This window comes from Paenibacillus thiaminolyticus (genome assembly GCF_007066085.1).
In the GTDB taxonomy this organism is placed as follows: Bacteria; Bacillota; Bacilli; order Paenibacillales; family Paenibacillaceae; genus Paenibacillus_B; species Paenibacillus_B thiaminolyticus.
The window spans coordinates 2,232,918-2,247,754 of the sequence record NZ_CP041405.1 but is presented as its reverse complement, the minus strand read 5'-3'; the positions used below and the strand labels follow the sequence as shown (position 1 = coordinate 2,247,754).

Sequence of the window (14,837 nt, the reverse complement as noted above, 5' to 3'; positions counted from 1 at the left end):
TTAGGAAATGAGCTAACGGGATAGGCAGAGACGCGCTAAGACGTTAGTTAGACGCTAGCAATCTATTCCGCTTAACGGGTGAATGAACGGCGCGTCAATCCAGACAGCGCCTGAAGGAGCTCCTGTGCCGCATTGTCGGGGGAGAAATGCGCCATTGTATGCTGCTTCGCGATCTGTCCCTTCAGCGCAGCCTCGTCATCGTGCGACAGGACGTGGCGCAGAATGCGCTGCAGTTCGCTTCCCGACGGCTCCGCCCATAGCTGATCGGCCTGGTACCCGCTGTAGTAATGCTGCGGCTTGACGGGCGCCAGATGATAAGGGATGGCGTAGCTGTTGTACTCATTTAAGAAATCCATATGGCCGCCCCATCCGGTCGTAATGACCGGAACCCCTCTCATCGCCGCCTCCAACACCGGGTATCCGACCCCCTCTCCGCGGCTGGCGAGGACGAAGGCATGGCTGCTTCGGTATAACGCGTCCATTTCCAGCTCGCTGCGCAGCTCCAGATCGATATAGACCGGGGCGGGAACATGGGGAAGCCGCTGCTCCTGCTTCAGCCGCTCGACTTCATGCAGCACGTCTGCGTTGCCAACCGTTTTGATGACAAGACATACTTGATCGGCCGCCGTGAACTCGTTCCAGAATGCCTTCAACAGCACGTCGATGCCCTTACGCTCAATCCAGGAGCAGACGCTGAGGAAGCGGAACGGGGGCAAGGCGTGAATATAGGGCGGCGCGGCCTGCGGGGAAGGCGGTCGGTACGGCTCCAGCAGGCATGGCCGTATGTACATCAAGGGTACTGTAACGCCTGAATTGCGGAATACGCCGATATTATGCGTGCTGGGCAGAAATACGCCGTTCATTTGATTGGCCTGCCGAACCCAAGAGTCCGGTATTTTTGAGGTTTCCCAATAGGTGAATCCGAAGGAGGGACGAATTCTTCTCCGCCACAGCTCTGGAATGTAGTGATAAATATGAATCCGCGGTCCGGCCGTCGGAGGCTTGGCCTGAAGATGTTCCAAGATGTCCCGCTGGTCCCGCGGAAGCTCGATTGGAGGAAGAGCGGAATGGCTGACGAGCTTCACGTCGGCGCCGCGAGCGTGCAGAGCCATTACATATTGCCTTGTCGCCTTCGCATAACCGGTCGAATCAAATGCATTGCCATGCCACACAATTTGAGCCATCGAACGTTGCCTCCCTTACTTTTCTATTCTTAGTCATCAGGAATTTTATTATTGTATACATGCGGCACAGTGGATGACGCTGTCCATACATTTTCGGGCTCTGCCCCGCATAAGCATTAAGGATGCTGAGGATGGAATTCAGTCATGGGTTATACGCTGCGAGGAGGACCGGCGACATGAAGATTGTGATATGGTGCGCAAATCTGATTTCCGTAGGAGGAGGGGCCCGGCTGCTGTCTAATTTGCTGCCGGCCATGGCCAGGCAAGCAGGCATCGAGCGGGTCAGGCTCGTCATCTCCGCTGAGACGCGATTCCGCGAGCGATTATACGGCATAAGCTATCCGAATATGGAAATCGCCTATTTCAGCGGAAGCATTCAATCCGCTGAAGGGCAGGCCCTTCTTCAGGATATGCATGTCGTTTATTTTTTTTGGCCGCATGGGCCCGAATATGTTCCGATTGGGATGCCTGCGATCTGCACCTTCCATGATACGACGGTGCTTGATTATGTGCCTCCGTTTTTAAGCGGCTCCGTCGTGACGTATGTCTGGAGGGCCGCCAAGGAATGGTTGGACAACATGACGTCAATCGTCGTCTCCTCCCATCATGTCAAGGGCAGGCTAATTCAGCATTTCGGACCTTCATGCGAAGCCGCCACCGTGATTGAGCATGCGATCGTGCCAGCCCCGACATTGGCGGCAGGCGAATTGAGCCCGGGCGTAGCTGCCCGCATCCCGCAGCAATATATTCTGTACCCGAGCAACATTTCCCCGCACAAGAACCATTACAATCTGCTGCTGGCTTACTCCCGGTTTCGCGAAAAGTACCCGATTCCGCTTATTTTGTTCGGTCATAATACGGAGCTGCTGCGAAGCGTGCCGCCGCAATGGCCGGATCAGGTGTACATTCCGGCACTGGTATCGCTCATCCACCGAACGGGTCTGAGGCTGGACGAACATCTATATCCACTCGGCTTCGTCCCGGACAACGATGTCATTCCGCTTGTGCGCCAGGCCCAGGCGCTGATTATGCCGAGCCTGTCGGAAGGCGGCGGGAGCTATCCCGTTGAGGAAGCGCTGAAGCTGGGCGTGCCGGTGCTGTGCTCCGATATCCCTGTCATGCGCGAGCATCTGTCAAGGCATAGCGCCGAGGTCGTCTGGTTCGACCCGGAATCGCCGGACGCTATCACAAGGGCGCTTGACCAGTTGTTCGGCAATTATGCGCATTATAAAGCTTCGGCGATGGCCGGCATTCACGATCCTTCCGAGACATGGGACGATATCGCGCTTAAATATATTCTTGTCTTCCATCGCGCTTATCAGAAATACCACGGTTTATAAAGGCGGATGTAAAGTCAGACGCTTTTCAGCCGCCTGCTGCCGCGACATACTGGATAAGGGCGTAATATTCGGCGGCGACATCGTTCCAGGAGCGCTGCATCGCCTGGCTTATCGCGGACTGCTGACGCGGCAGCAATTGATTCCGGTGCAGCCACAGTCCTCGGATAGCAGCCTCCATTTCCTCCAGAGAATACGGATTGAAGGCCAGAAATCCTTCCATATCCTGTATCAGTTCCTTCGTCACTTCCAGCTTGCTGACCGCCGCCGGAGTTCCCATCGTCAACGATTCCAGTATCGGGAACGGGCAGCTGCCCTCGAATAACGTCGGGACAATGGTGCCGGCTGCATACTGATACAAGGAAGGGATATGGGATTTCGGAATGCGGCCGAGAAAGCGGACGCTGCCGCGGATTTCTTTGTTCCGGCACTGAAGGAGAAGATGCATCACTTCGGCCCGCTTCGGATTGTTGCTCAAATCGTCTGTGAACACGAGACACAGGCGGGATGCGAAGCCGTCCGGCGACTGTCTGTACCGGAGGAAGGCGACGATGAGGCGCTCGAAGTTTTTGTGAAGACGGAGGACCGTCGGGAATACAATATAAGGCTCGAAGAGCTGATATGTCGCCCGGAATACCGCTTCGGGAACGGACGGGAAGGATCGGTATTCGCTGCTGGGCGGGGCCAGGCGAATGACATGAGTCTTGGCCATCGGCATTCCTCCCAGGGCGACGGCGTGATGCAGCCGGACATACTGCGAGCTAGAGACGATGGCCGCAGCTCCCTCCATCACATAATAGGCGGTGCGGTTCACCCGGTTGCAGAACTCCGATTGGTACGCGGAATATAACTCCGGCAATTGGTGATGGACGAGGTCATGCAGACAAAGAATATACGGCTTCTTCAGATACAGGGCCAGATCGAGCGAGACGATAGGGACGATCCAGATGTCGGCGGGGACATGATCGTTGATCCAGCCGATGTTATTGGATCCTACAACCTGGCAGCGGCCGGGAAAGCGGGCATTCAAGCCATTAAAGATGTTGCGGGTGTCCGCTTCATTGTAATGTGTAGCTGCAATATGGATGACCGTATCGTGCCGTATCGTCAGGAAGCCCTCGATAAGCCGGTACAGAAATCTTCCGATCCCTTCGCCGTCGAGGGCAAGGGGATGGGGGTAGCCCAGGAAGATGCCGATCTGCGTCACGGGAGAACTTCCGCCCCATCCCACCGCAGCCGGATGCGGCTGCAGCGGAAGAGGAAGGAGGTTCGGCCCAGACAGAAGCCGCTGGCATTCCTCCGACTTGACGAAGGCACTGAGCAGGGTCTTGCGCGAGGCGCCGGAAGAGAGAGTGCGCGAATGCCCTTCCATCCCGGCTGGATCAGGGGCGCGCCCGAGCAGTTCTGCATATAAAGAGTGAAGGAAAAAGAGCGGTTCGGCAGTATAAAAGGAGTGAACACGGCTGGCGATGGTGCCCTGCTGCTGAGGAATCAGCGTGATGGCCGGGCGGTGATACAGCTGTTCGGCTTCTTCACTGCACAGGACGCTCATCGCAATCCATGACTTGTCTGTTCGCAGGGATAGAAGACTGACGTAATGGTGCAGCTCGGCTTCGCCCGGTTCACGGTGAAGCATCTGAATATACATATGTCGGACAAAATCCTTCCCTTCCTGTCTCATCAGCTCATAGAAATGATGAATGATTCGATAATGACGGCTCAACCTTCTCCCTCCATTCCCAGCATTAGGATTCCTTGTCTAGCGCACTCTGCAGCTTGCCGCCAATCCAATGAATATCTTCCTCGGTCAATACCCCATGGCTCGGCAAGTTGATCCCTTGGGCAGCGATTCGGTTCGCGACCGGGAACTCCGTATGCGGCTGCAGATGCCGATACGGCGGAAGAATGTGCATCGGGTAGAAGAACGGTCTCGTCTCGATGCCATCCTCCTTCAATCGCTCCATGACCCGGTCCCGCTTCGCTTCCGAGCACCCGTTCAATACGACGCTCATCATCCAATAGACGTTTTTGGACCATACCTTCTGGACCGGCAGCGAGATTCGTTCATCGTACTGCAGGCAGTCGTAATAATGCATGGCTACTCGAATGCGCTGTTGGATATGCCAGTCGATATTTTCGACTTGCGCGCAGCCGATCGCGGCCTGGATATTGGTCATGCGGTAATTGTATCCAATGACCGTATGCCAATATTTGCGGGATTTATCCATGCCCTGTCCTTTGAACAGGCGAATGTTCTCGGCGATATCGTCATCATCCGTAGTAATGATGCCGCCTTCGCCTGTTGTAATGATTTTATTGCCGAATAAGCTGAAGGCGGCCGTGTGGCCGAGAGAGCCAGCTCTTCTTCCCTTGTATTCGGCGCCGATGGCTTCGGCGGCATCCTCGATGACAAATAATCCGTGTTCCCGTGCCGCTTGCATAATCGGATCCATATGAACGGGGTGCCCGTACAGATGGACGGCAATAATGCCCTTCGTTCGGGGCGTAATCTTACGCACGACCGCCTTCGGATCCATGTTCCACGTCTCCGGCTCGGAATCGACGAACACCGGTGTCGCCCCGCAATACGCGACAGCATTCGCCGTAGCGGCGAATGTCAGCGTCGGAACAATCACTTCATCTCCCGGTTCGACTCCGTGCGCGATGAGCGCCAGATGGAGCGCGGTCGTACCGTTGCTGCAAGTAATTGCATGCTTCGTCTGGCAAAAAGCGGCGAATTGCTGCTCGAACATGCCCAGATACGAACCGTTGGAAGAAATCCACGTCGAATCGAGACAATCGGCTACATATTTTTTCTCATTCCCGTTCAGAATCGGAGCTGCTATAGGATAATATTTCTTCATGGTTCTCCCTCCGACATTCAAGACTGCTTACCGATCAAAATGTGTGATGACACGGGCCGGCACCCCTATGGCGATGCAGTGATCGGGAATATTGCGGACGACAACGGCGCCTGCCCCCAGAACCGACCATGCTCCGACCGTGATGCCGTCAATCACCTGGGTTCCGGTCCCGAGGAAGGAGCCTTCCCCGATCCGCACGTTGCCGGATAAATGGCTTCCCGGAGCGATGTGGCACGCTTCTCCGATAACGGATTCGTGATCGACAGTTGCACCGGTGTTGATGATGGCATAATCCTGTATGCAGGCTTCCGCATTGACGACGGCCCCGGGCATGATGGCGATGCCTGACCCAAGGCTAGCCGAGGGGGAAATATAGGCGTATTGGCTGATCGCGTTGATAAGGGTGTAGCCGATGTCCACGGCGATGCGGGCCATCTTCCTGCGAATGCGGTTGTCGCCGATGGCCACGAATGCCTGATGGACCCCTTGTGCATACAGCTCCGGCAGGATCGAATCATCCCCCAGGACGGGAACTCCGCCCACGCAGCCGCTTCCGGCCACGGAAGTGCAGCCGGCAAGGTCGACGGCGGAATCGGCCCGAAGAGTGTCAATGATGACTTTGGCATGCCCGCCCGCCCCGATAACGATTGTCCGCTGGCTGTCAGACAAGGCTCATTCCTCCTGTCAATCGGATTGGATATGGTATGTGTATGATTCCAAGCTAGCAGAAGACTAGGCCATCGCAGTGTGGAAGACAAATTAGTTATTTGTCGATAGAGAGAAGGGAATTGGTACGTCCAAGCATTGATACACGGCATGGGGCAGCTAGATTCCCGCCATATGAAGCACGCGCTTCAGCTTGTCAATGTCTACGATCAGGTTGTCGGCCCCGCCAACCGGCTTCGGCGGCTGCTCGATATCGCAAATGATTTCATAGTAATTGAGACAGGCGTGATTGCTGATTTTCCAAAAATAATCATCGACGACGGTTATGGGAGACAGCTCGATCATCGTTGTACCCGGATTACAGAACGCAACATTCACATTGCCGCTTCCGAACGGGGCGACGATGGCTTGAGCGGAAGAGTAGATGGAGATCTTCTCTTCCATGGACAGCGGGGTGAGCACGATGCGGGTAAAGCCCTTCTCGGCCAGCACCTGCATGACCTCCTCCTCATTGACGACGAAGCGGGCGTGTGCATCCTCCCGGCTGACATAAATTCGCTCAAACCCTGGCCGGGGCGGAATTTGGTGATCATCTCTCAACCGCGTGCGGATGAATTGATAGGCCCAGCGCGGGCTCTTGCCGAGGATGACCGGGACCGCAGGCACGACCAGCTTGCGCGCGACGAGATGATAGTCATCGCGGTCAACTTCAATTAATTTGTCGATCGGGAAGCCGAGCATTCGAAGCGATTCATATTGGAACGAATGCGTCAGCTTGCCAATCAAATATTTGTCAATAACGATGCCGCTTTGCTCTAGCAAATGAATCCGCGGCAAAATGTCGAAAAACCAATGGCCGTAAATGGCCTGCGTATAAGCGACCCCGGGAATGTTCCAGCCCCAGATCAAGGTGGCTACCGTCTCCTCCGTATATTTCGGCGGAGGAAGCTCGCTGAACGGATAAGGATAGGCATACTCCACATCGAGCAGCCGCTTATGATCGGGAGTGACGACATAGCCGTTCCCGGTCATGATTCTTCCTTCCGGAATAACCGCCACGAAGGCTTCCTCGAAATGGCATGCCGATGGCCAGCGCTTCCCATCCTCTCCGTTGGGCGCAGGCAGATGAATCGTTTCCTTCGGATAAATGACTTTATACCTTTCATGCACGAGCTGAGGGTCAGAGGCAAACTGGGCAACCCAGTCCCGTGTCTTTACATAAAACTGATCGGGTATCGTATTCATAATTCAAGCCCTCCTCTGCTCATCATCGCCGGGTGCCGCAGTAGCCGGCATGGCCATGCATCACACTTGTCCTGCGGCATAGTTATCCGCAAGCGCGTCCTTGTTCGCGATCAGAGGCAGCCAGTTCACTGGACAACCTTTGGGGAACAGGACGCCGAGCCCGTTCGAATGGGGGAACGTAATGTGCGGATGCGTCCCGAGTTCTTCCCACAACCGGTATACACCGAAATCCCACAGGCGGACCGCAGTGTCATGGAACAGCACGATCCCATTCTCGGCCAGCTTCGGATACCATGTCGTATAGTCGTGATGAACGGCCTCATAGGTGTGATAGCCGTCGATATGAAGCACATCAATGGAACCGTCGGCGAAAAGATTCACCGCCCCGTCGAAATCGCTCCGCACCAAGGTGCCGATATACGGAAATTCACGGGCCGTAACGGCTTGCACCGCTTGGTAGACGACATCGTCATAGCTGCCGGCATGCGGGTCTCCCTTCCAGGTATCGACCGCGAAGCAGCGCGCCGCAAGCTGTCCGTCCTTCACCGCTTGGCAGAAGGTGAAGAACGAGGTGCCGTACAGCGTGCCCAATTCCACGATCGTGCGAGGCCGGGCGAAGCGGACCAGATCATATGCAAAGCGGCGATGGCCGGACCAGGCGCCATGCGTCATGAACTCACGCGGCAGCTCCGGCGCGGAATCCGTTGCAAACACAGGCTGATGATAGTTCCAATGCATCGCAATGCACACCACCTTCCTAGATAATAGACTCATTGAGATGAGAGCGCGCCCTAGCAGCGGCATTTCTATTTGCGGACGCGACTAGATTCCCGCCATATGAAGCACGCGCTTCAGCTTGTCAATGTCTACGATCAGGTTGTCAGAGCCGCCGAGCGGCTTCGGCGGCTGCTCGATATTACAGAGCACCTCGAAGTAGTTCATCCCGGCATGATTGCTTATTTTCCAGAAGTAACCATCCATAACCGTAACAGGCGTTAGTTCGATCAGGGTAGAGCCTGGATTGCAAAAAACAGTATTAATGCTTCCGCTTCCGAACGGAGAGACGATAATGTGAGCGGAAGAATAGATTGCAATTTTATCCGCCGTGGACAGCGGGGTGAGCACAATGCGGACAAAGCCATTCTCGGCCAGCACTTGCATAACTTCCTCTTCATTGACGACGTGACGGACGTGCGCATCCTGCCGGCTGACATAGATTCGTTCATAGCCGGGACGGGGAGGAATGGAATGAGCGTCTTTCAGGCGGGAGCGGATGAATTGATTGGCCCAACGGGGACACCCGCCCAGAACGAACGGGACGGCAGGCACGACCAGCTTGCGCGCGGCCAGATGGAAGTCGTTCCGGTCGACTTGAATTAACTTATCCATCGGAAAACCGAGCATTTGCAGCGATTCATATTGAAATGGATAAATCAGTTGGCCAATCAAATATTTATCGATAGCGATTCCGCTCTGTTCCAGCAGATGAATTCGGGGCAAAATGTCAAAAAACCAATGCCCGAAAATGGCATGTGTATATGCGGAGCCGGGAATATTCCAGCCCCACATTAATGTGGCCACGGTGTCAGTTGTATATTGCGGCGGAGGAAGCTCGTTGAACGGGTAGGGATAGGCGAGTTCCACGTCGAGAAGCCGGCGATGGTCGGGGGTAACAACGTACCCGCACCCCGTCATGACTCTTCCTTCCGGGATGACTGCCACAAAGGCCTCGTCGAAGCGGCATAGCGGCGGCCAACGGGGCAAGTCCACCCCTTTGGGCGCAGGCAAGACGGCGGTTTCTTCCGGATAAATGATTTTGTACCGCTCTTGCAGCGATTGAATATCAAAGGCATACCTGGCAGCCCAGTCTCGCGTCCGGTGATAGAAAAGATTAGGGATCGTATTCATCGATCCAGCCCTCCTTGTGCAGATTTGCTGCTGTCTTGCGGCAGAGGAACGGGTAACGCCCCAGAAGCCCGTCTACATTTGTCCCGCGGCATAGTTCGCCACAAGCGCTTCCTGATTCTCGATCAGCGGCAGCCAATCGGCAGGACATCCTTTGGGGAACAGCACGCCAAGTCCGCATGAATGAGTGAATGTGATATGGGGATGTCCCTGAAGCTCTTCCCACAGCCGGTATACACCGAAATCTCCCATGCGGATGACAATGTCATGGAACAATACGATTCCGTTCTCGGCCAGCTTCGGAAGCCAGGTTGTATAGTCATTGCGAACCGCTTCGTAGGTGTGATAGCCGTCAATATGGAGGATGTCGATAAATCCGTCAGCGAAATAGTTTACGGCTCCGTTGAAGTCGCTCCGCACCAAGGTGCCGATATGAGGGAATTCGCGGGCCGTAACGGCCTGAACCGCATGAAAGACGCTGTCGTTATAGATGCCGACATGCGGATCGCCCCGCCATGAATCGATGGCGAAGCAGTGGGAGTTCAGTTGTCCGTCCTTCACCGCCTGGCAAAAGGCGAAGAACGAGGTCCCGTACAAGGCGCCCAATTCCACGATGGTACGAGGCCGGGCGAAGCGGACCAGATCATACGCGAACCGGCGATGGCCGGACCAGGCCCCATTCGTCATGAAAAGTTGCGGCAGCTCCAGCGCGGAATCTGATGCGAACACGGGCTGATGATAGTGCCATTCCATCTAAAACACCGCCTTTTTATTTATAGAATAGTAGAGTCATTGAATAGAGTATGCAGGGGGAAATGCGGCGGCAAGGGCAGCTAAGAGGGGGGAGAAGCACAATTCGGACGTGGTTGGCGGCGAAGGGGAGCGGAAAGCGGGCACGAGAAGAGGGGGCCGAATGCCAGTCCGGAAGGCGGCCAAATAACGGGTGGCGAAGCGGCAAGCATCTGGTGTTGAACGAATCGAGGGGAAACACATCGGTCCGGGGCAATCTGCCCGCGGGACTTTGCCATCTTGGGCTTGTCTTATACAGGGAAGGGGTGCCATACTATGTATATCAATCATGGGAGGTGTTACGATGGATAAGCGTGCCATCACAGCGGAAGATCTATACCGGTTCGTATGGATAAGCGACCCGGCCGTCAATCCGCAGGACGGAACGATTGCTTATGTATCGAAGCAGGTCAATGAGGAGAAGAGCGGTTACCGCTCACGCATACATATCACGGCAGCAGACGGAACCAAGAACATGGCATTTACGCACGGAGAGCAGGACGGCGCGCCTGTCTGGTCGCCGGACGGGACGAAGCTGGGCTTCCTGCGCAAGAAGGGGAAGCACCAACAGATTTGGACGATGGCAGCCGATGGCGGCGAAGCGGAAGCCATTACGGACGCGGAGTCCGGCGTCAGCGCATTTGCCTGGTCACCGGACGGTTCCCGCCTGTTGTATACATCAAGCATCGATCCGGCCAAGAGCGAAGAGAAGGAGCAGCAGGAAGACGGCAAGGAGAAACCCGGCAAGCAGGCGCTCGTCATCGATCGGTTGAAATGCAAGGCGGACGGCAAAGGATTGCTGGACGGAAAGCGCACGCATTTATTTGTTTTTCATCCCGAATCGGGCTCGATCGTTCAATTGACTTCCGGGGATTACGATATTCATGAGTTCACCTGGTCGCCGGACGGCGTTCATGCCGCCTTCTCCGCCAAGCGCGTAGAGGATGAGGCAGTCGACCCGGATCTCGTCTTCACGCAAGACATCTTCATCGTGAACTGCGAGGACAGCACTTGCCGCCGAGTGACCGAATCCGGTCTTGTCATCGGCAAGCTCGCCTTCTCGCCGGACGGACAGACGATCGCGTTCTTCGGTCATGATCGCCAATATGAGAACGCGACCTTAATCCGCCTCTATGCCGTACCGGCCGCGGGGGGAGCCACCGTGTGCGTAACCGCCGATCTCGATCTGTATCTCGGCAATGCGGCCGTGACCGACATGAAGGCGGGCGGGTCTTCCGCTCCCGTCTTCACGCCGGACGGTTCCGCCGTCTACTCGCTCGTCTCGGCGGAAGGCAGCGTCCAGGTCGCCCGCTTCCCGCTGGAGGGAGGCTATGAGCTCCTAACCTCCGGCGATCGGGAGATTACCCAATTTACGGTGACGAAGGATGGGCAGCGGCTCGTCTTCATCTCAGCCGATCCGTTGCAGCCGGGAGAGCTGTTCGTCATGGATACGCATACGGGCGAAGAGCGCCGGCTGGCCGCCCCGAACGAAGACTTCCTGGCGGATCTGGAGCTGTGCCGGCCGGAATCGTTCTGGGCCGAGACCTCCGACGGTTGGAAGGTGCAGGCGTGGATGATGAAGCCGCCAGGGATGTCTCCGGGAGACAAGGTGCCGGCGATCGTCGAGGTTCACGGCGGTCCGCATACGATGTACGCGAATTCGTTCGTGCATGAATTCCAGCTGCTTGTCGCCCAGGGCTACGCGGTGCTGTATACGAACCCGCGCGGCAGTCACGGCTACGGACAGCAATTCGTTGATGCTTGCCGCGGAGACTATGGCGGGAAGGATTACGAGGACATTATGGAAGCGCTGGATCAGGCCATCGCCCGCTACGAGTTCGTGGATGAAGAGCGGCTCGGCGTAACCGGGGGCAGCTACGGCGGCTTCATGACCAACTGGATTGTCGGCCATACGAACCGCTTCAAGGGCGCCGTCACCCAGCGCTCGATCTCGAACTGGTTCTCCTTCTATGGCGTCAGCGATATCGGCTACTATTTCACCGAGTATCAGATCTGTGCCCAGCCGTGGGAGGATCCGGAGAAGCTGTGGAAGCATTCTCCGCTCGCTTATGTACATGAGGTGCAGACGCCGCTGCTGATTCTGCACGGAGAGGACGATCTGCGCTGCCCTATCGAGCAAGCCGAGCAGTTGTACGTGGCCTTGAAGCGTCTGGGCAAGACAACCCAGCTGGTGCGGTTCCCGGGCGCGAACCACGATCTGTCGCGCAACGGGCATCCCGAGCTGCGCGTAGAACGCCTGAACCGGATTGCCGGCTGGATGAAGCAATACGTATAGTATAGGCAAGTTGAGGCCGGCCTGCGCCCGCATGGCCGCAGGCCGCGATGGGCCGCATGCGATCGGAGCATGCGGCCTTTTAGACGTTGTTGCGGTGGGGCGGCGTGTAGGACGCCTCGGACACCGGCATCAAATTTCGTATGAATTGCAGGACGTCCCGGACCCCGGAACCGATATCTCATATGAATGGCAGGAAGTTCCGGACTCTGGAGCCGATAATTTGCGGGATGATGAGCAGGGAGCGACGTGGGCCGACAGAGGAAGGCGGAAGGGGAAAAACGCCGGGGGAAAAAACGGAAGCGGGAAAAGCGGCAGAAGATGATGGATCAGTAAAATCCTGCGCCAATGCAGCAATTTTCGCTATTTCAGGCATATATAAATGGAATTCCTGCTAAAATACATTATTTTCATCCATTTGTGTCAATTATCCATCAGATATCCCGAAATTGATGCCGTTTTGCAGGAAGTCCTCTAACGGAGCACACGTCACAAGGAAAATCTGCATTTTCGCCGTTTTTTGCGGCTAGTCGAGCTGTGGGAAGCGGGGATAGGGCTGTCTCTTGGAAGATAAAAAGGGATAGCCTCATCCTCTACTCTATTGGGCTAACCGGAGATTACGGGTTGGCCTTTTTTCATCATTGCCTCAGAGTGGCGGTGCCGCCGGGATGTGATGCCCGCTCATGCTGCCGGTGCCCGGAACATCCGTCCGCTACGACCGCCTCTTCCGGGAGCATCCGTCCGCTATGGCTGCCGCATCCCCTCTGCCGTCCACGCCGGCCGCACCCATAACGCGGTTACATCGGGGAAGGCGAAGGGATCGAATTGAATGTGCCGCAGCGTCAGATCGAAGCGGTGCCAATGCCGCGGATGATACAGAAAGACGAGCAGCATGTTGTCATGGAGATAGCGGATAATGTTATCGCCAAGCGCTTCCCCCGCGAGAGGTGCCGCTTCCTTCATCTGTTCCAGCATCCCGTCGATGGGGTGGATATGCTCGCTAGCCATCCATTTTCGAAAAGGAAGCACCGGGTTATGGAAGGCTCCCATCATGGACAGAAGCGGGTCATGCGTCGAGACGTAACCGGACAAACTCAAGTCCATCCGCTCCCCGGCAGAGCTGTCATACAGCTCGTCGAGCGCATACGGATGAAGAACCAGATTGAGCCCGATCCGTGCCGCCCGCCGCTTCAGCCAGAGCCCCTCCTCCCATGCCGCAGGCAGATCGAGCAGGGACAGGTGCACCTCCTGGCCCTTATAGCCGCTCTGGGCTAGCCAGTGCCGGGCCTTACGCAGGCTCCGTGCGAACGGCTTGCTCTTCCCCGGGATAAAATGCGAGGCCGGAACGAGCCCGCTTCGGCCCAGATCGCGCCACATCGCTTCCACGTCGCATAGCTCATGAATGGCGTGCCGCAGCGCCCGGTCCTGCATCAGCCCGGCGTGCCTCGTATTGAACAAAAGGAAGCGGAAGCCTTGCTCGATCCGTTCCTCCACGGCCACCTCATCTATCTCCCCGCCTTCATCGCCGTTTCTCATCGCTTCAGATTGTGCGCCGATCCCGGCCAGGCGGTAGCCGATCTGATGGGCGGCATCCGCCCGCATATGCCAAAATTGGACGGTGTCGATATAAGGCCGCAGCCCAAAATAATCATCGAACGCTTCCAGCACGGCTTTGAGCCGATTGCATTCGGTGAGCATATACGGGCCGGTTCCGGTGAAATGCTTGTCATGAACAGGGGTATCCTCCGCCACGATCGTCGTCGGCGCCGCCGCCAGGAAGCGGCCGAACAGCGGGTTCGGGCGCTTCAGAACAATCCGGACGGTGAGCGGGTTCATGCAGTCGACAGTGCCGATATCCTCGGTCAGCCAACGGTTGGCGCAGTCCGGGCGCATCAACCGTTCCAGGCTGAACTTCACGTCGCCGCTTGTCAGCGGCCGGCGGTGATGGAAGCGGACCTGCTTGCGCAGATAGACGGTCCACGTCCGGCAGTCCGCGTCCGTCTCCCAGGCGGCTGCCAGATGAGGAAGCAGCTGATCCCGCTTCGCATCATACCGCAGCAGCGTGTCGCCGATGAGCGAGACGAGCATCAGATCGTACGTAACGGATGCCTGGGCCGGATCAAGATTCGTCACGGGCAAGGTCACGATCGCCTGCAGCACATCGGTAATCGGATCCGGCGCCTGAAGCCCCAGCAGCTCGTGAATCGGGCGAAGCAGTTGACCGCTCCACTGCTTCGGACAAGGAAGCTGGAGAATATGCATCAGCAGATCCATATTTTTAGCAAGCAGACTATGCCTGATCGCCGCGTCCAGATCGTCTTGGAAAAGGGAACGGAACCGGATCTCCGAGCAATTGCCCCTGCCCCTTCCGGGAACGTAGGAGCAGCAGCCGCTTTCATCCAGTTTTTTTAATTTGCGCTTCGCTTGCTTGCTGCTGCACTTCCAGACCGCAGCCAGCTCGTCCAGCCGGAACCGGACGCGGCCCTCCGACTCGCGCGGGTAGAAATGGGCGCGCATATCCAAATAATCAGTGTTCATGTTTCACCTCTATTAT

Annotated in this window: 11 protein-coding genes; 2 read left to right on the top strand and 9 right to left on the bottom strand. The window is 56.5% G+C overall.

The genetic code is table 11. The features are described from left to right. Positions 1-71: 71 nt before the first annotated feature. Positions 72-1,184 carry a glycosyltransferase family 4 protein gene (locus tag FLT43_RS10115; RefSeq protein WP_087445007.1) on the bottom strand — a complete coding sequence of 371 codons (1,113 nt, stop codon included), beginning with the start codon at positions 1,182-1,184 and terminating at the stop codon, positions 72-74. Between the two features lie 176 nt (positions 1,185-1,360). Here FLT43_RS10115 and FLT43_RS10110 point away from each other — a divergent pair, with 176 nt between their 5' ends. Beyond that, positions 1,361-2,524, top strand: a complete 1,164-nt coding sequence (locus FLT43_RS10110) for a glycosyltransferase (RefSeq protein ID WP_087445008.1) — start codon at positions 1,361-1,363, stop codon at positions 2,522-2,524. 25 nt (positions 2,525-2,549) lie between these two features. Here the strand turns inward: FLT43_RS10110 and FLT43_RS10105 are convergent, their stop codons facing one another. The 7 genes from FLT43_RS10105 to FLT43_RS10075 form a co-directional block, all read right to left on the bottom strand. After that, positions 2,550-4,244 (bottom strand): DUF4214 domain-containing protein, encoded by a 1,695-nt coding sequence (locus FLT43_RS10105; protein ID WP_087445009.1) that lies wholly within the window; start codon positions 4,242-4,244, stop codon positions 2,550-2,552. A 22-nt stretch (positions 4,245-4,266) separates the two neighbouring features. Beyond that, positions 4,267-5,385, bottom strand: coding sequence for a DegT/DnrJ/EryC1/StrS family aminotransferase (locus FLT43_RS10100; protein WP_087445010.1), 1,119 nt, complete (start codon positions 5,383-5,385; stop codon positions 4,267-4,269). 27 nt (positions 5,386-5,412) lie between these two features. Continuing rightward, positions 5,413-6,054: an acetyltransferase gene (locus FLT43_RS10095; RefSeq protein WP_087445011.1), complete on the bottom strand. Its 642-nt coding sequence runs from the start codon at positions 6,052-6,054 to the stop codon at positions 5,413-5,415. A gap of 156 nt (positions 6,055-6,210) precedes the next feature. Continuing rightward, positions 6,211-7,296 carry a glycosyltransferase family 61 protein gene (locus FLT43_RS10090; RefSeq protein WP_087445012.1) on the bottom strand — a complete coding sequence of 362 codons (1,086 nt, stop codon included), beginning with the start codon at positions 7,294-7,296 and terminating at the stop codon, positions 6,211-6,213. Between the two features lie 60 nt (positions 7,297-7,356). Further along, complete coding sequence (locus tag FLT43_RS10085) at positions 7,357-8,034, bottom strand: class I SAM-dependent methyltransferase (RefSeq protein ID WP_087445013.1); 678 nt, start codon at positions 8,032-8,034, stop codon at positions 7,357-7,359. Between the two features lie 84 nt (positions 8,035-8,118). After that, complete coding sequence (locus tag FLT43_RS10080) at positions 8,119-9,204, bottom strand: glycosyltransferase family 61 protein (protein WP_087445014.1); 1,086 nt, start codon at positions 9,202-9,204, stop codon at positions 8,119-8,121. 72 nt (positions 9,205-9,276) lie between these two features. Beyond that, on the bottom strand, positions 9,277-9,954 hold the full coding sequence (locus tag FLT43_RS10075) for a class I SAM-dependent methyltransferase (protein ID WP_087445015.1): 678 nt from the start codon (positions 9,952-9,954) through the stop codon (positions 9,277-9,279). Positions 9,955-10,294: 340 nt separating this feature from the next. On the opposite strand from FLT43_RS10075, the gene FLT43_RS10070 reads away from it, so the two are divergent. Further along, positions 10,295-12,286 carry a S9 family peptidase gene (locus FLT43_RS10070; protein ID WP_087445016.1) on the top strand — a complete coding sequence of 664 codons (1,992 nt, stop codon included), beginning with the start codon at positions 10,295-10,297 and terminating at the stop codon, positions 12,284-12,286. 741 nt (positions 12,287-13,027) lie between these two features. Here FLT43_RS10070 and FLT43_RS10065 read toward each other — a convergent pair. Then, positions 13,028-14,821 (bottom strand): ABC transporter substrate-binding protein, encoded by a 1,794-nt coding sequence (locus FLT43_RS10065; RefSeq protein WP_087445018.1) that lies wholly within the window; start codon positions 14,819-14,821, stop codon positions 13,028-13,030. Positions 14,822-14,837 lie beyond the last annotated feature (16 nt).